The organism is Naasia sp. SYSU D00057 (assembly GCF_017916505.1).
In the GTDB taxonomy this organism is placed as follows: domain Bacteria; phylum Actinomycetota; class Actinomycetes; order Actinomycetales; family Microbacteriaceae; genus Naasia.
The window spans coordinates 1,157,581-1,177,635 of sequence record NZ_JAFMSZ010000001.1 but is presented as its reverse complement, the minus strand read 5'-3'; the positions used below and the strand labels follow the sequence as shown (position 1 = coordinate 1,177,635).

At 71.8% G+C, this 20,055-nt stretch carries 12 protein-coding genes; 6 read left to right on the top strand and 6 right to left on the bottom strand.

Annotation, left to right across the window (positions count from 1 at the left end):
• Positions 1 to 14 precede the first annotated feature (14 nt).
• Together J3P36_RS05590 and J3P36_RS05585 are read left to right on the top strand one after the other, a co-directional pair.
• Positions 15 to 308, top strand: coding sequence for a hypothetical protein (locus J3P36_RS05590; protein WP_210506225.1), 294 nt, complete (start codon positions 15 to 17; stop codon positions 306 to 308).
• A gap of 4 nt (positions 309 to 312) precedes the next feature.
• On the top strand, positions 313 to 1,038 hold the full coding sequence (locus tag J3P36_RS05585; RefSeq protein ID WP_210506224.1) for an alpha/beta hydrolase: 726 nt from the start codon (positions 313 to 315) through the stop codon (positions 1,036 to 1,038).
• A gap of 9 nt (positions 1,039 to 1,047) precedes the next feature.
• Here the strand turns inward: J3P36_RS05585 and J3P36_RS05580 are convergent, their stop codons facing one another.
• On the bottom strand, positions 1,048 to 2,097 hold the full coding sequence (locus J3P36_RS05580; RefSeq protein WP_210506223.1) for an AI-2E family transporter: 1,050 nt from the start codon (positions 2,095 to 2,097) through the stop codon (positions 1,048 to 1,050).
• Positions 2,098 to 2,107: 10 nt separating this feature from the next.
• Entirely contained in the window at positions 2,108 to 3,598 is a 1,491-nt protein-coding gene (locus J3P36_RS05575; RefSeq protein WP_210506222.1) for a DivIVA domain-containing protein, read from the bottom strand.
• 299 nt (positions 3,599 to 3,897) lie between these two features.
• Here J3P36_RS05575 and J3P36_RS05570 point away from each other — a divergent pair, with 299 nt between their 5' ends.
• Together J3P36_RS05570 and J3P36_RS05565 are read left to right on the top strand one after the other, a co-directional pair.
• Positions 3,898 to 5,721: a hypothetical protein gene (locus J3P36_RS05570; RefSeq protein ID WP_210506221.1), complete on the top strand. Its 1,824-nt coding sequence runs from the start codon at positions 3,898 to 3,900 to the stop codon at positions 5,719 to 5,721.
• Between the two features lie 8 nt (positions 5,722 to 5,729).
• Positions 5,730 to 6,710: a tetratricopeptide repeat protein gene (locus tag J3P36_RS05565; protein ID WP_210506655.1), complete on the top strand. Its 981-nt coding sequence runs from the start codon at positions 5,730 to 5,732 to the stop codon at positions 6,708 to 6,710.
• A 577-nt stretch (positions 6,711 to 7,287) separates the two neighbouring features.
• Here J3P36_RS05565 and J3P36_RS05560 read toward each other — a convergent pair.
• The 3 genes from J3P36_RS05560 to J3P36_RS05550 all read right to left on the bottom strand — a co-directional run bounded on the left by J3P36_RS05560 (position 7,288) and on the right by J3P36_RS05550 (position 13,763).
• Positions 7,288 to 8,781: a sugar transferase gene (locus J3P36_RS05560; RefSeq protein WP_210506220.1), complete on the bottom strand. Its 1,494-nt coding sequence runs from the start codon at positions 8,779 to 8,781 to the stop codon at positions 7,288 to 7,290.
• A gap of 385 nt (positions 8,782 to 9,166) precedes the next feature.
• Complete coding sequence (gene glgB, locus J3P36_RS05555; protein WP_210506219.1) at positions 9,167 to 11,539, bottom strand: 1,4-alpha-glucan branching protein GlgB; 2,373 nt, start codon at positions 11,537 to 11,539, stop codon at positions 9,167 to 9,169.
• 43 nt (positions 11,540 to 11,582) lie between these two features.
• On the bottom strand, positions 11,583 to 13,763 hold the full coding sequence (locus J3P36_RS05550) for a maltotransferase domain-containing protein (protein WP_374100703.1): 2,181 nt from the start codon (positions 13,761 to 13,763) through the stop codon (positions 11,583 to 11,585).
• A gap of 186 nt (positions 13,764 to 13,949) precedes the next feature.
• On the opposite strand from J3P36_RS05550, the gene glgP reads away from it, so the two are divergent.
• On the top strand, positions 13,950 to 16,538 hold the full coding sequence (gene glgP, locus J3P36_RS05545) for an alpha-glucan family phosphorylase (protein ID WP_210506218.1): 2,589 nt from the start codon (positions 13,950 to 13,952) through the stop codon (positions 16,536 to 16,538).
• A 208-nt stretch (positions 16,539 to 16,746) separates the two neighbouring features.
• Here the strand turns inward: glgP and glgX are convergent, their stop codons facing one another.
• On the bottom strand, positions 16,747 to 18,786 hold the full coding sequence (gene glgX, locus J3P36_RS05540) for a glycogen debranching protein GlgX (RefSeq protein ID WP_210506217.1): 2,040 nt from the start codon (positions 18,784 to 18,786) through the stop codon (positions 16,747 to 16,749).
• Positions 18,787 to 18,807: 21 nt separating this feature from the next.
• On the opposite strand from glgX, the gene J3P36_RS05535 reads away from it, so the two are divergent.
• Positions 18,808 to 19,986 (top strand): cysteine desulfurase family protein, encoded by a 1,179-nt coding sequence (locus J3P36_RS05535; RefSeq protein ID WP_210506216.1) that lies wholly within the window; start codon positions 18,808 to 18,810, stop codon positions 19,984 to 19,986.
• Positions 19,987 to 20,055 lie beyond the last annotated feature (69 nt).

Below are 20,055 nucleotides of genomic sequence, written 5' to 3'. Positions count from 1 at the left end.
CGTAGAATCGGCACATGCCGCGCAGCAATCGACCTCGCGGCGCGCGCAAGGACGAGGACGACGGCGACGACCTGTCGCGGCTGCTGACCGGCTGGCGGCGCACCGAGGTGCGGCGCGGCGGCACGTTCAACGTCCAGCCGATCAGCGCGGTGCAGGCGGTGAAGGAGTACCGCTGCCCCGGCTGCGGCAACGGGATCGACCCGGGCGTCGCGCACCTGGTGGTGTGGCGCGCGGACGGCGTGCTCGGTGAGGCGAACGACCTCGCCGCGCGCCGGCACTGGCATTCGCACTGCTGGAAGGTGGCCTGAGGTGGTGGAGATCCGTGGAGGGATCGAGCTTCCCGCTCGGCGGGAGGACGTGACCCTCGAGACGGCGGACGGGCTCACGCTCGTCGGCGAGCTCGCGCTGCCCGAGACCCGGGAGCCGGTGGCGACCCTCGTCACGCTGCACCCGCTGCCCACCGCGGGCGGCTTCATGGACTCCCACGTGCTGCGGAAGGCCGCGGCACGACTGCCCGCGCTGGCGGACCTCGCCGTGCTCCGCTTCAACACGCGCGGCACGACGTCGCCGCGCGGCACGAGCGAGGGCGAGTTCGGCGACGGCGTGCACGAGCGCGAGGACCTCGCCGCCGCGATGGCCTTCGTCACGGAGCGCGGGCTGCCGGCGCCCTGGCTGGTCGGCTGGTCGTTCGGCACCGAGGTCGCCCTGAAGTGGGGGAGGGAGCACCCGAGCGAGGGCATCATCCTGCTCTCCCCGCCGCTGCGACGCACGAGCGCCGACGAGGTGCGGGCCTGGGCCGGAGACGAGCGGCGGATCACCGCCCTGGTGCCCGAGTTCGACGACTTCCTCCGCCCCGACGAGGCGCGCGAGAAGTTCGCGTCCGCGCCGAACGTGGAGGTCGTCGGCGTCGAGGGCGCCAAGCACCTCTGGGTGGGGGAGAACTACACGCGCACGGTCCTCGACGAGATCGTGCAGCGCGTGAACCCCGCCGCCGCGCCGCTGCCCAGCGAGTGGGACGGTCCCGTCTCCGCCACCTGAGGTGCTCCGCTAGAGCTCGTTCTGCCGCGGGATGACGACCTGCTTCATGATCAGCAGGATCGACGCCGCCACCGGGATCGCGATGAGCGCGCCGAGGATGCCGAGCAGGGTGCCGCCGACGAGGGCCGCGATGACGACGACGGCGCCCGGCACCTTGACCGCCCGCTTCATGATGTTGGGGCTCAGCACGTACGCCTCGACCTGCATGTAGACGAGGTAGTAGACGCCGACGGTGATCCAGGTCGGGATCGAGTCCGGCAGCAGCAGCACCTGGCCGAGCAGGATCAGCACCGAGGCGCTCAGCGTCCCGACGAACGGGATCAGCGAGCCGAGGAAGGCGAGGAACGCGAACACCACCGGGAGCTCGCCGCCGATCACCGACAGGAAGATGAAGGTCAGCACGCCGTTGCAGAGCGCGAGCGACACCTGGCCGATGATGTAGCGGCCGACGGACTCGGTCACCTGCTCGGCGAGGTCCGCGAACCGCGCCCGCTTGGTGGCGGGGATGAGCTGGTACAGCGCCGACTTCAGCGTGTCGAGCGACGCCGTGAAGTAGAGGGTGAGGACGAGCACGATGAACGCGCCGAAGAGGCCGTTCGCGATGCCGAGGCTCACGGCCAGGACGTTGCCGGTGATCGTGTCGAAGTTGTCCTGCAGGTAGGCCGTCACGCCCTCGGCGATCTCCTGGACGTTGACGGAGTCGCCCACGTAGCCCTGGATCGTCGAGATGAAGTCGCCCCAGGTGACGCCGCTCGTGTAGTCGAGGATCGACTGGACCAGCGCGCTCGCCTGCTTGACGATCGCCGGCACGATCGCGAACATCACGCCGGTCACCGCCCCGAGCACCACGATCACCGTGATGAGCAGGGACGCCCATCTCGGCAGGCCGCGGCGCTCGAGGAACGAGACGAGCGGGTCCAGGCCGAGCGCGAGGAAGATCGCCGCGCCGACGTAGGTGAGGATCGTCGAGAGCTGATCGACCGCGGAGCCGATCGTCACCGCGAGGAGGACGCCAAGGCCGGCCAGCAGGCCGACCCGGAAGGGATTCTGGATCTTCACCCGCGGGACTTCAGCGGTCCGCGCTCACCTGCTCGGCGTGCTGGAGCACACCGCGCAGGCTCTCGAAGTAGGCCGCGACCTCGTCGCGCTCGTGCCGGATCTCCTCGAGGCGCTGCTCGGCGTCCGCGATCAGGGCACGGGATCGGCTGTCCGCGTCGGAGAGGATCGCGGCGGCCCGGTCCTCGGCCTCCTCGATCATCGCGGCGGCGGCCTCGGCCGCCTCCTCGCGCTTGATGCGGCTGTCGCGCTCGGAGGCGATCTCGAGGGTGTCCGCCTCGAGGCGCTTGTCCGCCGCGCGCCGGACGGCGTCCGCGAGCTGCAGGTTCGCCTCGTCGAGGTACTTCTGCGTCTGCGACACGGCCTCCTGATGCCGCTGCAGGTACTCCTTCTCCGCCTCGTCGCGGCGGGCCTTGAGCTCGATGTCGAGGTCGAGGCGCGCCTGCTCGGTCTCCCGGCTGATCTCGGCCCGCGCCTCCGCGAGCTCGTGGGCCAGCTCGTCGCGAGCGGCGGCCGTCTCGGCGGCGAGCTCGGCACGGGCCTTCTCGGTCTCGGCGGCGAGGGCGGCGCGCTCGCGCTCCGCGTCGCGGGTCGCCTGGGCGGCCGTGCCGGCCAGCTCGGTCTCGAGGGCGGCGCGGGCGTCGGCGAGCTCGGTGGCGAGCTCCGCGCGCGCGAGCTCGATCTCGCGGGTCAGAGCCTCCCGGGCGGCACGGACCTCGCGCTCGAGGTCCTCGCGCTCCGCCGCGAGGGCGCGGTCGTGCTGCTCGCGCTCCAGACGCAGCTCGCGGGCGGTCTCGACGCGCGCCTCCTGCAGCTCGCGGACGAGCGCGGCCCGACCCAGCTCGGTGTCGCGGGCGAGGCGAGCGGCCTCCTCGCGGGCGGCGGCGGTCTCCCGATCGGCGACGACGCGCAGCTCGGCGGCCTCCCGCTCGGCGGTGGCGCGGATGGCCGCGACCTCGCGCTTGACGGTGCCGCGCGTCTCGGCGGCCTCCGTGGCGACGCTGCCGCGGATGGCGGCGGCCTCGCGGGACGCGTCCTGCAGTGCCTGCTCCGCGGCATCCTGGGCGCGGAGCGTCATGTCGTCGACCTCGGCGCGGGCGGACTCGAGCATGTCGGCGGCCCGGTTGCGCGCGTCGAGCAGCGTGCGCTCGGCGTGGTCGGCGGCCTCGAGCTTCAGGCGGTCGATGTCGGCCTGGACGCCGGCGCGGAGCCGCTCCGCATCGATGTCGGCCTGCGCGATGAGGCGCGTCGCCTGCTCCTCGGCGATGCGGAGGGTGTTCTCGAGTCGGTGGCCGAGCCCGGAATACGTGGGGCTGCCGACCTCGTCCAGCTCGGCGCTCAGCTCGTCCACCTGGGCCGAGAGACGCTTGATCTCCTTCTGAGCCTCGGTGTTGGCGCTGTTGGCGGAGATCAGCTCGCGACGGATGTCCTTGATCGCCCGGTCGACCTCTTCGCGGTTGTAGCCGCGCATCACCTGGCTGAACTGGGCTTCGTCAGTGGCCAATGGTCACTCCTTGCGTCGTCGGGGTCGCGGGGACGCCGGGGGCGCCCGTGACCGTCGCAAGCATAGACCGCCGCCTCCGCCGGGGGCGGGAGCCGGGGCGGGGCGGCCCGAGGTCGATGCTGGGACAACATTCAGGCTCGCCCACTACTCTGGACACCGACTTTTTCTGCCGTCATGGCGGAAATCCCGTGAGTGCCGGGAGCGCCTCCGGGGTTTGCGCCCCTCCCTCGACCTACGATGAACCGTTCGGTCCGGAGCATCGAAGCGTTCTGCGGCAGTCTCGTAAGGAGTGATGCATCGTGCGGTTCGTCTCCGCCATCGTCGCCTTCGTCGTCGCAGCGGCCATGATCGTCTTCGGCATCGCGCAGCGCACCTGGCTGGCGCCGCCGGACCAGCTGACCACCACGGTCTCCACCGCGGACGAGGGCACCGCCTTCACCGTCATCCCCGGCAGGGTGCTCACGAGCAACCCGGGGCAGCAGCGTGTGGAGCTCTCGGGCGGCGAGACCGTCTGGGCCGCGTACGCCCGCACGAGCGACATCACCGCCTGGATCGGCGACGACCCCTACACGGCCATCTCCTTCGACGAGGAGACCAGTGAGCTCGGCGCCCGGCTCGTGGAGCCGGAGGCGACCGGCGACGATGCCGCGGCTGCGGATGACGCCGCGGCTGACGACGCCGCCGCCGAGGACGAGCCGGCGCCGAACCCGGCCGGGTCGGATCTCTGGCTCGACGAGAAGTCGGGCGAGGGGTCGCTCACCTGGACCGTCAGCGTCCCCGACGACGTGTCCCTGATCATCGCGTCGGACGGCACCGAGCCGGCGCCCGCCAACGTCACCCTCAGCTGGCCGCTGCAGCACTCGACCCCGTGGGCCGGGCCGCTCATCGTCGGCGGCGGCGTTCTGCTGCTCGTCGGGCTCGCCCTCTACATCTGGGGCCTCGTGCACATGCGCCGCACCCGCGGTCCGCGTCGCAAGTCGCCGCCCAAGGCGCCCAAGCTGCCGGCTCCGCCGCGTCCTCGCGCCATCCGCGGTCCGGCCCTCGAGCCGACGACCACCGCGAAGGGACGCCGTGCGGCCGGCCGCAACGCCTTCGCGGCGCTCGGCCTCACCGTGACCGCCGGTCTGCTGCTCACCGGGTGCACCGCCACCGAGCAGCTGTTCGAGAACGACCCGGCGCCCGTGCCGACGGTGACCTCGACCGCGCTGCCCGCGGAGGAGGTCCAGCCGGTCGCCGTCACCGAGGGCCAGCTGCGCCGCATCATCGACCGCGTCTCGACGACCGTCACGCAGGCCGACACCGAGCGCAACGCGGACCTTCTGAAGAGCCGCATGGCCGGTCCGGCGCTCGAGGAGCGCACGGCGAACTACACGATGCGCGGCGCGGACGGCGGCATCCCGGCACCCGACGCGATCCCGGCGACGCCCGTCACGCTGAGCCTCCCGCAGGCGACCGACACGTGGCCGCGCACCGTGCTCGCCGTCGTCGGCGGCGACGACCCAGCCGTCGCGCCCACCGCCCTCGTGCTGGTGCAGGAGACGCCCCGCGACAACTACCTCGTCAACTACGCGGTGAAGCTGCAGGCCAACGTGCCGTTCCCGGCCGTCGCGCCGCCCACCGTCGGCGCCCCGCTGCTCGCGAACGACGTCAAGCTGCTCGCGGTCCAGCCCGACCAGATCGCCGGCGAGTACGCCGACATCCTGATGAAGGGCGACGAGAGCGAGTTCGCCCCGCTGTTCGAGTCGGAGCCGGACGGCCTGCGCAGCCAGGTGGGCGTCGACCTCAAGAACCAGCGGAAGTCGGAGCTGCCCGCCACGGCGTCGCTCGAGTACAGCAACGGGGAGGGCTCCGGTCCCGTCCTGGCGCTCGCGAGCAACGACTCCGGTGCCCTCGTCACGGCGAGCATCGTCGAGCGGGAGACGGCGAAGGTCGTCGAGGAGGGCGCCACGATCAACCTCAGCGGTCGCGTGAAGGCGCTGTCGGGCCTCGCGTCGACCACGAAGGGCGTGGAGTCGACCTACGGCTACCAGCTGCTGTTCTTCGTGCCGCCGGGCACCGACGAGAACGGGAAGGTCGTGCTGCTCGGGTACGCTCAGGCTCTGATCGGCGTGAAGGAGCTGTAATCGTGAGCATGCCGCAGCCCGGCAGTCTTCGGGGTGCCATCGACCTGTCGCCCCTGGTCAACCGGGGACGCACCGCGCCCGCACCCTCGTCGGCCCCGCCGGCCGGGCGCAGCGCTCCGAGCGGAGCGCCGGGTGCGGCGCCCGCGAACGGCGTGCCCGTGCCGAGCCTCGTGCTCGAGGGCACGGATGCGAACTTCGGCCAGGTCCTCGAGCTCTCCCGCGTCCTCCCGGTCGTCATCGACCTGTGGGCGTCCTGGGCGGAGCCGAGCAAGGAGCTCTCGCCCCTCCTCGAGCGCCTCGTCGCCGAGTACGCAGGACGACTGCTCCTCGTCACCGTCGAGGCCGAGGCGAACCCGCAGCTCACGCAGGCGTTCCAGGCCCAGTCGGTGCCGACCGTCGCCGCGGTGATCGGCGGCCGGCCCCTCGCCCTGTTCGCCGGCGCGGTGCCGGAGGACCAGCTGCGCGATGTCTTCGACCAGCTGCTCGCCCTCGCCGCGCAGAACGGGGTCACCGGCGTCGCGGTCGTCGACGGAGCGGCTCCTCAGGACGGCGACGCCGCCCCGGCCGAGGAGCCCCTGCCGCCGCACCACGCCGAGGCCTACGCGGCCATCGAGCGCGGCGACTACGAGGCCGCGATCGCGGAGTACAGGACGGCGATCGCCCAGGACCCGCGCGACTCCCTGGCCGTCGCCGGGCTCGCCCAGGTGAGCCTCCTCGCCCGGCTGCAGGGCAAGACGATGGACGGCATCCGCAGCGCCGCCGCCGGCAGCCCGAAGGACGTGCAGGCCCAGCTCGACGTCGCCGACCTCGACGTCTCCGGCGGCCACCTCGACGACGCCTTCGACCGGCTGCTCACGCTCTTCCCGTCGCTCGACGCCGCCGGCAAGGACGCGGTCCGCGCCCGCCTCCTCGAGTACTTCGAGATCGGCGGCGCCGAGGACCCCCGCGTCATCGCCGGACGCCGCCGGCTCGCCAACCTCCTGTACTGACGCCGCGGCTGCCCGCCTGGCCGCTGGCCGCCGAGTGTGCCCTCAGCAGGAACCGGCTGCGCCTTCAGCAGGCACGGAACGCCTTCAGCAGGCATCCGAGCGGCTCTGGTGCCTGCTGAACCGTCTGCGCGCCTGCTGGACGACGCCGAGTTTCTGCTGAACGGCTTGAGTTCCTGCTGAAGAGACAGTGCGGCCCGCCGGAGGCCGTGAGCAGGATGCGGGGCGACTTCAGCAGGCGCGGAACGGCTTCAGCAGGCATCCGAGAGGCTCTGGTGCCTGCTGAATCGCATGCGTGCCTGCTGGACCCCGTCGAGTTCCTGCTGAGCTGATGGAGTTCCTGCTGAAGAGACGCTACGGCGCGCCGGAGGCCGTGAGCAGGAGCGGGCGACTCCTTCAGCAGGCACGGATCGCCTTCAGCAGGCATCCGAGCGGCCCTGCTGCCTGCTGAACCGCCCGCGTTCCTGCTGGACATCCCCGCGGACCGGGACGGTGACCGGGGGCCGGGTCCCCACACAGCACGACGCCGCCGGCCCTGGGGGGAGTAGGCCGACGGCGTCGAGGTCGAGGGGGCGCGGGATCAGTACGCGCCCTCGGGCATCAGCACCGCCTTGGCGGTGCGCCAGAGGATGATGAGGTCCCCGGTCATCGACCAGTTGTCGGCGTAGTAGAGGTCGAGGCGGATGCCGTCGTCCCAGCCGAGGTTGCTGCGGCCGCTGACCTGCCAGAGGCCGCTCATGCCGGGCGTGACCACGAGGCGGCGGCGCTCCTTCGAGCTGTAGTCCGACACCTCCTCGGGGAGGGCGGGGCGCGGGCCGACGAGGCTCATGTCGCCGCGGAGCACGTTGATGAGCTGGGGCAGCTCGTCGATCGAGTACCGGCGCAGCACCTTGCCGATCGGCGTGACGCGCGGATCGTCGGCCATCTTGAACAGGCGCTTCTCGCCGCGCGCCGCCATCTCGGCCAGCAGCTCGGCGCGGCGGGCGTCCGCATCCGTGTACATCGAGCGGAATTTGAGGATGCGGAAGATGGCGCCGTCGCGGCCCACGCGCTCCTGCGTGTAGAACACCGGTCCGCCGTCGACCCGCTTCACGAGCACGGCGACGAGGAGGAACAGCGGGAGCAGGGCGAGCAGGATGAGCCCCGACACCACCACGTCGAAGATCCGCTTCGCCATGCGCTGCGGGCCCTCGTACTGCGGCGTCTCGACGTGCAGCAGCGGGAGGCCGGCGACCGGCCGCAGCTGCACCCGGCTGCCGGCGATGTCGGTGATGCTCGGCGCCAGCACGAGCTGGTGGCGCTGCGGGTCGAGGCCCCAGCTGATCTCGCGGACCCGCTCCGCGGGGAGGTGGTCCGAGTTGGTGGCGATCACGGTGTCGGCGCCGTAGGAGTCGAGGAGCCCGGGGACGTCCTCCACCCCGCCGATGATCGGCAGGCCCGTTCCGCCGAGCAGACCCTCGTTGGGGCCGTCGGTCAGGCCGACGCCCACCACTTGGAAGCCGTGGGCGGGGTTCGCGATGAGGTCGCGCGCCGTCTGCAGCACCGAGCGCTGCGACCCGATGAGCACGACGCGGGAGCTGTACTCGCCCTTCGCCCGGCGGGAGAGGAGCCAGCGCCGCCATCCCCACCGGTTGGCGGTGATCGCCACGATGCCGAGCGGGAAGAGGACGAGCGCGTAGAGGCGCGAGATGTCGAGATCGAGGAAGAACGCGCCCAGCAGGAAGAGGCCGAAGGTGAGCACCGACGCGTGCATCACGCGCTTGTACTCGGTGACGCCGCTGCCGATGATGCGGGAGGCACGGGTGTCGAGCAGGCGCAGCGCCAGCATCCAGCCCACCGCCAGAGCGAGCCCGGCGTGCAGCGGGGTGACGACGTCGTCGAACGTGTTGCGCGAGTTGAAGGCGGTGTTCGCGGCGCCGAACGCGGCCAGGTGCGCGAGGGCGGCGACCGCGAGGATGGCGAAGGTGTCACCGAAGGCGACGCGGAGGGCGTAGCGCCTCGACCAGTCGAGGGCTATCGGGGTGGCGAGCGGTGCTGCGCCGTCGAGGGTGGCGACGCGTACAGAGGTGGTCACGGAACCTGATCCATTCGGGTATGGCAGGACCGGAGTCGGGACTCCGGAAGAGAGGGGAGGCCGCGCGCAGGATGGGTGGACCGAGCGCACGGGAAGGCGTCGGAGCCGGACGGCGGGGCGGCCGTTCAGCTCGGAGGCGGTGCGCTGCTACGCGGTCCCTGCCGGCAGCCGGCGGGACGGTCTCTCTCCGAATGGGGGTGGGTAAGGCGAGGTGAGCATCGGGTGGGCTCTTTCGGGTAGTGCGAAGGGCTCCGGCTAGGGACCGGCTCTCAACGCGGGGGCTGCGCCTTCGGGCAAAGACGCTTCGGGTGGGGAACTCGCGGGTGACGGGTCCCCTCGCCGATTCGCCCAGAGTACTGGCGTCCGGCGAGGGGCGGCAAGATTTCTAGGCCCCTGCGGCGCGTGTCGCCCCCGGATTGGGGGCGGGTGCCGCCTCCGCCTCCGCCGGGGACGGGAGGGAGCCCTCGTCAGGAGTGCTCCCGGCCGGAGCCGCGGCCTCGGCGGGCGCCCCGACGGCTGCCGCCTCGGCCCGGGCGCGCGGCCGCAGGAAGAGGGCGCCGAGCGGCGGGATGGTGAGCTCGACCGACGCCGGCTGCCCCTGGTGGGGCACGTCCTCCGCGGTCACGGACCCGTAGTTGCCGACGCCGGAACCGCCGAACTCGCCGGCGTCCGAGTTGAGCAGCTCCTCCCAGACGCCGCCATGCGGCAGCCCGACGCGGTAGCCGCCGAGCGGCCGGCCGCTGAAGTTGAAGATCGCCGCGACCGGGCTGCCGTGCCTGTCCCACCGCAGGAACGAGATGACGCTGTTGCCGGTGTCGCCCCCGTCGATCCAGGAGAAGCCCGCCTCGGTGTTGTCCTGCTCCCAGAGGGCGGGCGTCTCCCGGTAGATGCGGTTGAGCTGGCCGACGAAGCGGAGCAGACCCTGGTGGCTCGGCTGGTCGAGGATCCACCAGTCGAGCCCGCGCTCCTCGCTCCACTCGGAGATCTGGCCGAACTCGGAGCCCATGAACAGCAGCTGCTTGCCCGGATGCGCCCACTGGAACGCGAGGAAGGCGCGAACGTTCGCGAGCTTCTGCCAGTGGTCGCCCGGCATCTTCGACAGGAGGGAGCCCTTGCCGTGCACGACCTCGTCGTGGCTGATCGGCAGGAGGAAGCTCTCGGTGAACGAGTACACGAACGAGAACGTCATCTCGTTGTGGTGGTAGCTGCGGTACATCGGGTCCTGGTGCATGTACCGGAGCGAGTCGTTCATCCAGCCCATGTTCCACTTGAGCCCGAAGCCGAGGCCGCCGGCGGAGGTGGGGGAGGTGACGCCGCCCCACGCCGTCGACTCCTCGGCGATCATCACGACGCCCGGGTAGAGCTTGTAGGCGGTCGCGTTGACCTCCTGCAGGAACGCGATGGCCTCGAGGTTCTCGCGGCCGCCGTGGATGTTGGGCTCCCACTCGCCGTGGTTGCGCGAGTAGTCGAGGTAGAGCATCGACGCGACGGCGTCGACGCGCAGGCCGTCGATGTGGAACTCCTCGAGCCAGAACAGCGCGTTCGCGACGAGGAAGTTGCGCACGTGCGACTCGCCGAAGTCGAAGACGAGGGTGCCCCAGTCCTGGTGCTCGCCCTTGCGCGGGTCCGAGTGCTCGTAGAGGGGCTGGCCGTCGAAGCGGGCGAGCGCGAACTCGTCCTTCGGGAAGTGGGCGGGGACCCAGTCCATGATCACGCCGATGCCGGCCTGGTGCAGCCGGTCGACCAGGTAGCGCAGGTCGTCGGGGTGGCCGAAGCGGGAGGTGGGCGCGTAGTAGCCCGTGACCTGGTAGCCCCAAGACCCGCCGAACGGGTGCTCGGCGAGCGGCAGGAACTCGACGTGCGTGTAGTTCGTCTCGCGCAGGTAGTCGATGAGCTGGTCGGCCGCGTCGCGGTAGCCGAGGCCGGGACGCCACGAGCCGAGGTGCAGCTCGTAGACGCTCATGGGCTGATTGTGCGGATCGACGGATGCGCGGCGGGTCATCCACTCGTCGTCGTTCCAGGTGTACGAGCTGGACGCCACGACGGACGCGGTCGCCGGCGGGACCTCGGCGTACTGGGCCATCGGGTCGGCCTTCTCGATCCAGCGGCCGTCGGCGGTGAGGATCTTGAACTTGTAGGACGTGTCGGGCCCGAGGCCGGGGACGAACAGCTCCCAGACGCCGTTCTGGTCGAGCCGGCGCATCGCGTGCAGGATGCCGTCCCAGCCGTTGAAGTCGCCGATCACCTGCACGGCGCGCGCGTGCGGCGCCCACACCGTGAAGGAGACGCCGGAGGCCGGCTTCTCGACGCCCCAGTGCTCGCGGTGGTGCGCCCCGAGCACGTGCCAGAGCCGCTCGTGCCGGCCCTCCCCGAACAGGTAGAGGTCCAGGTCGCCGATCGAGGGCAGGTAGCGGTACGGATCGTCGACGGTCCACTCGGTGCCGTCCGCGTACCGCGCCTCGATGAGGTAGTCGCTGAGTCCGAGGATGCTGACGCCCTGCCAGACGCCGTGGCCGAGGTGCGCGAGGTCGACGCGGGCGCCCGTGGGGAGCACGGCGGTCACCTTGTCGGCGAGCGGCCGCAGGGCTCGGATGGCGACCACCGGGTCGGCGACCCCCTCCTGAGCGATCGGGTGCTGCCCGAGCACCGCGTGCGGGCCCGAGTGCACGCCCTGGGCGATGCGCTCGAGCTCCGACTCGGGGAGGACGGGCAGGTCGAAGCTCGGCTCCGGGGTGCTGTCGACGGTAGTGCTGGCCATGCGTTCCTTCTCTCGAGGGACGGTGAGGGCGACCGGGGAGGGATCAGTAGTACTGCTGGGGGACCTCGGTCACGACGTGCAGGATGTGCACGGGCTGCGTGAACGGGTCGAGCCGCACGTAGTTGTGCTGGCCCCACGTCCAGGTCTGGTCGGTGATGAGGTCGCGCACCTGGAACGCGGCGTCCGCGTCGAGCCCGAACCGGGTCGGGTCGAGGTGCACGGTCGTCTCCCGCACCGAGTGCGGGTCGACGTTGGCGACGACGATCACGGCGTCGGACGCGCCCGTCGAGGTGAACCGGCCCTCGATGTACTTGCTGTACACGAGGATCTCGCTGTCGTCGCTCCAGTGGATGTCGATGTTGCGCAGCTGCCCGAGCGCCGGGTGCTCGCGGCGGATCCGGTTCAGCTCCGTGAGGAACGGAGCGAGCGTCGCCCCGGTCTCCTCGGCGCGCGCCCAGTCGCGGGGCTTGAACTCGTACTTCTCGTTGTCGATGTTCTCCTCGGACCCCGGCCGCGCCACGTTCTCGACGAGCTCGTAGCCCGAGTACACGCCCCAGGTCGGCACCGCCGTCGCGGCGATCGCCGCGCGGATGCGGTAGGCGGGCGGGCCGCCGAACTGCAGGTACGGGGTGAGGATGTCGTGGGTGTTCACGAAGAAGTTCGGCCGCAGGTAGTCCGCGGTCTCCCGGGAGAGCTCCGTCAGGTACTCCTCGAGCTCCTCCTTCGAGTTGCGCCACGTGAAGTAGGTGTAGCTCTGCTGGAACCCGACCTTCGCGAGGCCGCGCATCATCGGGGGACGCGTGAACGCCTCCGACAGGAAGATCACATCCGGGTACTGGGAGTTGACCTCGTGGAGCAGCCGCTCCCAGAACGCCAGCGGCTTGGTGTGCGGGTTGTCGACGCGGAAGATCCGGACGCCGAGCCGGATCCAGCGCCGGAAGATGCGGAGCATCTCCTGGTAGATCCCCTCCGGGTCGTTGTCGAAGTTGAGGGGGTAGATGTCCTGGTACTTCTTCGGCGGGTTCTCCGCGTACGCGATGCTGCCGTCCGGCAGCTGCGTGAAGAACTGCGGGTGCTTGACGACCCACGGGTGGTCGGGGGAGGCCTGCAGGGCGATGTCGAGCGCGAGCTCCATCCCCTGGTCCTTCACCGCCTGGACGAAGAACTTGAAGTCGTTCTCGTCGCCGAGCTCCGGGTGGATCGCGTCGTGGCCGCCCTCCTTGGCGCCGATGCCGTACGGCGAGCCGGGGTCGTGCGGACCGGCGGTGAGCGTGTTGTTCGGGCCCTTGCGGTTCGTGGTGCCGATCGGGTGCACGGGCGGGATGTAGACGACGTCGAAGCCCATGGCCGCGATGGCGGGGAGGCGCTCGGCCGCCGTGCGGAACGTGCCCGACTGCCAGGAGCCGTCCTCGCGCTGCACCGCGCCCTCGGAGCGGGGGAAGAACTCGTACCAGGAGCCGCGGCCCGCGCGCTCGCGCTCGACCCGGAGGCGCCGCTCGGGGGAGTAGGTGACGAGGCTCGCGACCGGCACCCGCTCGAGTGCCGCGGCCACCTCCGGCGCGGTCGCCGACTCGAGTCGCTCCTTCACCGAGAGCGACTGCGACGCGAGCCGCTTCGCCGTGGCGGTGAGGAGCCGCCGCTCCGCCGCCGTGCGCGCCTTGTCCTGGGCGGCGCGCTCGAAGAGCTGCTGCCCGATGGTGAACATCAGCTCTACGTCGACGCCGGCGGGGATCTTCACCTCGGCGTTGTGCAGCCAGGTGTGGAAGTCGTCGCCCCACGCCTTGATGCGGTAGGTCCAGAAGCCGGCCCGGTCGACGATCGCGTCGGCGCGCCAGCGGTCGGTGCCCTTCGAGATCAGGGTCATCCGGTGCTCGGTGGTGCGGCCCCGCGGGTCGGTGAGGACGACGTCCGCGCCGAGCAGGTCGTGCCCCTCGCGGAAGACGGTCGCCGCGAACGGGACGACCTCGCCGACGAAGGCCTTGGCGGGCCACAGGTCGTCCGGCTGCTGCGGCGAGAGGTCGAGGATCGGGATGCGCCCGAGGACGGGCGTCCAATCGGCGGCCGCCGCCGCCCTGCCCCGCGCGGGGGCCGGGCTCGCGCTCGCGGCCTCCGGCGGAACCTCCGCCGGATCGGTCGTCACGATGCCGTCGGAGACGGCGCGTCGGGTGCTGGTTCGCCGCGCGGCCTGCCGGCCCGCCGGGACTTCGTCGCCTGGAGTCGCCACGGAAGTCACTTTAGCCCCGGCCACTTTCGGGCCGCCTTCCGCCCCGGCAGGCTTGCGAGAAGCCCCCGACGCCCGCTAACGGCTGCCCGAACACCGGCGCTTCGCTTGGCTTTGAGCGGCTCCCTTCTGTCCTAGGGTGAGTGCCACTGCGTCACAGCCGATGCGTCACAGTCGAGGGGACCGTCTATGAAGGCAATCCGCCGTTTCACCGTCCGAACGGTGCTTCCGGAAGCACTCTCCGCGCTCGATGAGCTCGCCGGGAACCTGCGCTGGTCCTGGCACGAGCCCACGCGGGAGCTCTTCTCCTTCATCGATCCGGAGCTGTGGAAGGCGAGCCACAACGACCCCGTGTCGCTGCTCGGCATGGTGACGCCCGAGCGCGTCGAGGAGCTGGCGGGGGATGCCGGCTTCGTCGAGCGGGCGAACGGGCTGCGCGACGCGCTGCGGACCTACATCAGCGAGCCCCGCTGGTACCAGAGCCAGACCGATGCGCCCTCGTCGATCGCCTACTTCTCGCCCGAATTCGGCATCGCGGCCGCGCTGCCGCAGTACTCCGGCGGCCTCGGCATCCTCGCCGGCGACCACCTGAAGAGCGCGTCCGACCTCGGCGTGCCGCTGCTCGCCGTCGGCCTCTTCTACCGGTCCGGCTACTTCAAGCAGGCGATCTCGCCGGACGGCTGGCAGCAGGAGACCTACCCGGTCCTCGACCCCGACGGGCTCCCGCTGTCGCTGCTGCGCGGCGCCGACGGCGCGCCCGCGCAGATCGCGCTCGCGCTGCCCGGAGGCCGCACCCTCTTCGCGCGCGTCTGGCAGGCCGACGTCGGCCGCGTGAAGCTGCTGCTGCTCGACACCGACATCCCCGAGAACGAGGACGCGCTCCGCAGCGTCACCGACCGCCTCTACGGCGGCGGCGGGGAGCACCGCCTCCTCCAGGAGCTGCTGCTCGGCATCGGCGGGGTCCGGGCGATCAAGCTGCACAGCGAGCTGACCGGCGCCGAGTTCCCCCAGGTGTTCCACACCAACGAGGGGCACGCCGGCTTCCTCGGACTCGAGCGGATCAGCGACCTCGTCGCGGCGGGGCTCACCTTCGCGGAGGCGCTCGAGGTGGTGCGCGCCGGCACGGTGTTCACGACTCACACCCCGGTGCCCGCCGGCATCGACCGGTTCGAGCGCTCGCTGGTCGAGACCTACTTCTCGACCGACCTGCTGCCGGGCGTCGACGTGCACGACGTGCTTGCGCTCGGCACCGAGGACTACAGCGGCGGCAACCCGGGCGTCTTCAACATGGCCGTCATGGGCCTCCGGCTCGCCCAGCACGCCAACGGCGTCTCCAAGCTGCACGGCGAGGTCAGCCGCGGCATGTTCTCGGGCCTCTGGCCGGGGTTCGACCAGGCGGACGTGCCCATCGCGTCGGTGACGAACGGCGTGCACGCGCCGACGTGGACCGACCCCGCCCTGCTGCACCTCGCGGAGCAGAAGCTCGGCACCACCGACACCACCGCGGCGGACTGGAACTCGAAGGCGGTGAGCGACGAGGAGCTGTGGCAGGTCAAGACCGGGATGCGCGAGCAGCTCGTCGCCGACGCCCGCCAGCGCATCCGCTGGGCCTGGCAGCAGCAGAACCCCGGCTCCGTCGTCCCCACCTGGATCGACGACGCCCTCGATCCGAACGTGCTCACCATCGGATTCGCCCGTCGCGTGCCGACCTACAAGCGGCTGACCCTGATGCTGCACGACCAGGACCGGCTGCGGGCCATCCTCACCTCGCGCAAGCGGCCCGTGCAGCTCATCATCGCGGGCAAGTCGCACCCGGCCGACGACGAGGGCAAGCGACTCATCCAGCGCCTTGTCACCTTCGCGCAGGACCCCGAGATCCGCCGCCGGCTCGTCTTCCTGCCGAACTACGACATCGAGATGGCGCAGCTGCTCTACCCGGGCTGCGACGTCTGGCTCAACAACCCGCTGCGGCCCCTCGAGGCCTGCGGCACCTCCGGCATGAAGGCGGCGCTCAACGGCGCCCTCAACCTGTCGATCCTCGACGGCTGGTGGCCCGAGTACTACGACGGCGAGAACGGCTGGGCGATCCCGTCGTCCGACGCCGCCGGCGATGCGGACGAGCGCGACGCCCTCGAGGCCGGAGCGCTGTACGACCTCATCGAGCACCAGATCGCGCCCCGGTTCTACGACCGGGGCAAGGACGGCGTGCCGACCCGCTGGGTGAAGTCGATGCGCCACACGCTCGCGACGCTCTCGCCCGAGTTGAGCGCCGACCGCATGGTCAAGGAGTACGTCGGGAAGCTGTACACGCCCGCCGGCAAGGCGGCCGGCGTGATCGGAGCCGAGGACTACGCCGCCGGCCGGGAGCTCGCCCGCTGGAAGGACGAGGTCCGCAAGGACTGGTCCGGCGTGCAGGTGCTGCACGTGGAGTCGGGCGGCCTCGCCGCCGTGCCCCGTGTCGGTGACGAGCTGCACGTGCGGGCGCGCGTTCAGCTCGGCGGGCTCAGCGCGGACGACGTCGCCGTCGAGGTGGTCTACGGCAAGAGCCTCGAGGGCGACTCGCTCGACGACACGACCACGGTCGAGCTCGTCCCGCTCGTCGAGGACGGCGACGGCAAGACGCCGACCGGGGCGATCTCGATCGACGGCTCCACCACGTTCGCCGGCACGGTGACGCTGACGCGTCCCGGCTCGTTCGGCTACAACGTGCGCGTCGTGCCGAAGAGCCCGTACCTCGCGAGCCCGGCGGAGCTGGGCCTGATCACGGTCGCCCACTGACGAATCGCGCTCGGAAGAGGCCCTCGCTCGAAGCGGGGGCCTCTTCCGCTGGTTGAGGTGCGAGCGCAGCGAGCCTCGAAACCAGCACACGGTGACCCTCCGACTGGTGGTTTCGAGACGGCCGCTCCGCGGCCTCCTCAACCACCGGGGTGGTGTTTCCGCTGGTTCGCAGACGGCCGCTCCGCCGCCTCCTCGACCACCGGGGTGGTCAGTGGGCGCGGAAGAGGGCGATCGCCGGACCGGCGAGCGCATACTCCGTGAGCGGCGCGTGGTCGGTGCCCTCGGCGGTGTCGTCCGCACTCGTCCAGAGCAGGGTGTAGCCGGAGACGCCCTCGTGCTCGGGAAGGACGACCGAGCAGTCCTGCTCCCCGCCGTTCACGACGATCAGCACGCGGCTGAGCTCGCCCGTCTCCGAGGTCGAGGCGGAGATGTACTGGATGCAGCGCGTGTCCGGCGCGTGCCAGTCGCGTGAGGTCATCGACGCGCCGGCGGGGGAGTACCAGCTCATCTCGGCCGCGTTCGGCGTGTGCGCGCCGTCCCGGGCGTAGCGGGACGGGCGGAGGGCCGGGTTCTCGCGCCGCAGCCGGAGCAGGCGCCGCGTCACCTCGAGCAGCTCGCGCTGCCAGGCGGAGTGCTGCCAGGAGACCCAGGTGAGCTCGCTGTCCTGGTTGTAGGCGTTGTTGTTCCCGCGCTGGCTTCGCCCGTGCTCGTCGCCCGCGGTGATCATCGGCACGCCCGCCGACAGCAGGAGGGTGCCCATCAGGTTCCGCATGGCCCGACGGCGGTCGGCGAGCACGCGCGGACTCCGGGTGTCGCCCTCGACGCCGAAGTTGAAGGAGTGGTTGTTGTCACTGCCGTCGCGGTTCTGCTCGCCGTTGCCCGTGTTGTGCTTGGCGTCGTACGCGGTGAGGTCGTGCAGCGTGAAACCGTCGTGCGCCGTGATGAAGTTCACGCTCGCGAGCGGGCCGCGCTCGTTCGCGAAGACGTCGGCGGATCCGGCGAGGGCGCTGGCGAGTCGGCCGGCGCTGCCTGGGGCCTGCTCGCCGCGGCGCGCGGCGGCCACGTCGGAGAGCCAGAAGTCGCGCACGCCGTCGCGGTAGCGGTCGTTCCACTCGCTCCAGCCGGACGGGAAGTTGCCCGTCTGCCAGCCGTCCGGCCCGATGTCCCACGGCTCGGCGATGAGCTTCACGCCCTGCAGCGCCGGGTCGTCGCGCAGCGCGAGGAGGAGCGGGTGGTCGGGGTCGTAGAAGCCGCGGGCGTCGCGGCCGAGCGCGACCGCGAGGTCGAACCGGAAGCCGTCGACCTGCATCTCGTTCGCCCAGTAGCGCACCGAGTCGAGCACCATCCGGATGGGGACGTCCTGGCTGTAGTCGAGCGTGTTGCCGCAGCCGGTCGTGTCGACGTACTCGCCGGCGGCCGCCTGCCGGTAGTAGGACGCGTTGTCGATGCCGCGGAAGCTGCTGCGCGGTCCGCCGATGCCCTCCTCGGCGGTGTGGTTGTAGACGACGTCGAGGATGACCTCGATGCCCGCCTGGTGCAGCAGCTTGACCATGCCCTTGAACTCGTGCAGCGCCGCCTGCGGCCCGGCCTTCAGGTTGCCGGTCGAGGCGTAGGCGGGGTGCGGGGCGAAGTAGGAGAGCGTGTTGTAGCCCCAGTAGTTGCGCAGCCCCTGCCCGACGAGGCGGCGCTCGCTCGTGAACGCGTGCACGGGCAGCAGCTCGACGGCGGTGATCCCGAGGTCGACCAGGTGCTGGATGGTGTGCTCGTTCGCGAGTCCCGCGTAGGTGCCGCGGAGGTGCTCCGGCACCCTCGGGTTCCGCTTGGTGAGCCCGCGGACATGGGCCTCGTACACCACGGTGCTCTCGAGCGGGATGTTCGGCTTGCGGCTGTCGCCCCAGTCGAACGAGTCGTCCATGACGACGCTCTGCCAGGTGTTCGGCCCGGTGCGCGAGATGCCGCGCGCGTACGGGTCGAGCAGGACGGTCGACGGGTCGAAGACGTTGCCGGGCCCGGAGGGGCCGGCAACGCGCACCCCGTAGCGGCGGCCGGGCCCGAGCAGCGGCGACGAGCCGCTCCACACGCCGTGCTCGTCGCGGGCGAGGGGGACCCGGGAGGTGATCCAGTTCGGGTCAGCGGAGTCGAAGAGGCAGAGCTCCACCGCGTCGGCGGTGCCGCTCCAGATGCGGATGGTCCCGCGGTCGCCCGTGCGGGTGACCCCCAGGTCGTGCAGGGGGTCCACCGGCGTCATGCCACCTAGAGTATGGGGATCATGGCGATCTACCTGGATCACGCCGCCACCACCTCCCTCCTGCCGGAGGTCCTCGAGGGCTACATCGTGGCCCTCCAGTCGGTCGGGAACGCGTCGTCGATCCACAGCCACGGCCAGGCGGCGAAGCGGATGCTCGAGGAGGCCCGGGAGCGGGTCGCCGCTGCGCTCGGGTGCGACCCGGTCGAGGTGATCTTCACCTCGGGCGGCACGGAGGCCGTGAACACGGCCGTGAAGGGCGTCTTCTGGGCGCGCCGCGCGGCGGGGGCGCGCATCCTGCTGCCGGGCGGAGAGCATCACGCGACTGCGGACGCCGCGGCCTGGCTGGCGGCGTCGCAGGGGGCGAGGGTCGAGGAGCTGCCCGTCGACGCCGAGGGGCGCCTCGCGCCGGCGGTGCTCGAGGCCGCGCTCGCCGAGGGCGGCACGGCGCTCGTCTCCGCCGTCTGGGCGAACAGCGAGGTCGGCACGGTGCAGAAGGTCGCCGAGCTCGCGGCGGTCGCCCTCCGCGCGGGCGTGCCGATCCACGCCGACGCGGTCGCCGCCTTCGGCCAGGTGCCCGTCGACTTCCGCGCCTCGGGACTGTCCGCGCTCAGCGTCGCCGGGCACAAGGTGGGCGCGCCGGTCGGCACGGGGGCGCTCGTGCTCGCGCGCGGCACCGCAGCGGAGCCGCTCGTCCACGGCGGCGGACAGCAGCGGGGGATCCGCTCCGGCACCCAGGACGTCGCGGGCGCCGTCGCCTTCGGGATCGCCGCGACGCTCGCCGCCGAGCGGCTCGACGCACACGCGTCGGCGCTCGTCGCGCTGCGGGACCGTCTCATCGCCGGTGTCCTCGCGACGGTGCCCGGCGCCCGGCTCCGCGGTCCCGCTCCCGGCCCCGACCGGCTCCCCGGCAACGCCCACTTCACCTTCGACGGCTGCGACGGGGACTCCCTGCTCCTGCTCCTCGACTTCGCGGGGATCTCGGTGAGCACGGGTGCGGCCTGCCAGGCCGGAGTGCCCGAGGTCTCCACCGTCCTCCTCGCGATGGGCGTGCCGGAGGTCGAGGCGCGGGGCGCGCTGCGCTTCAGCCTCGGCGCCGGCACCACCGCCGACGACGTGGACGCGCTGCTGCGCGTGCTCCCCGGCGTTGTCGAGCGGGCCCAGCGCGCGGGGCACAGCGACCGGGTGCCCGCCCTCGGCTGACGTCCCCCTCCACCTGCGCGGATCAGGAGATCCGCTCCGCGAGCCGGCGTGTCGTCCTGAACGGCGTGC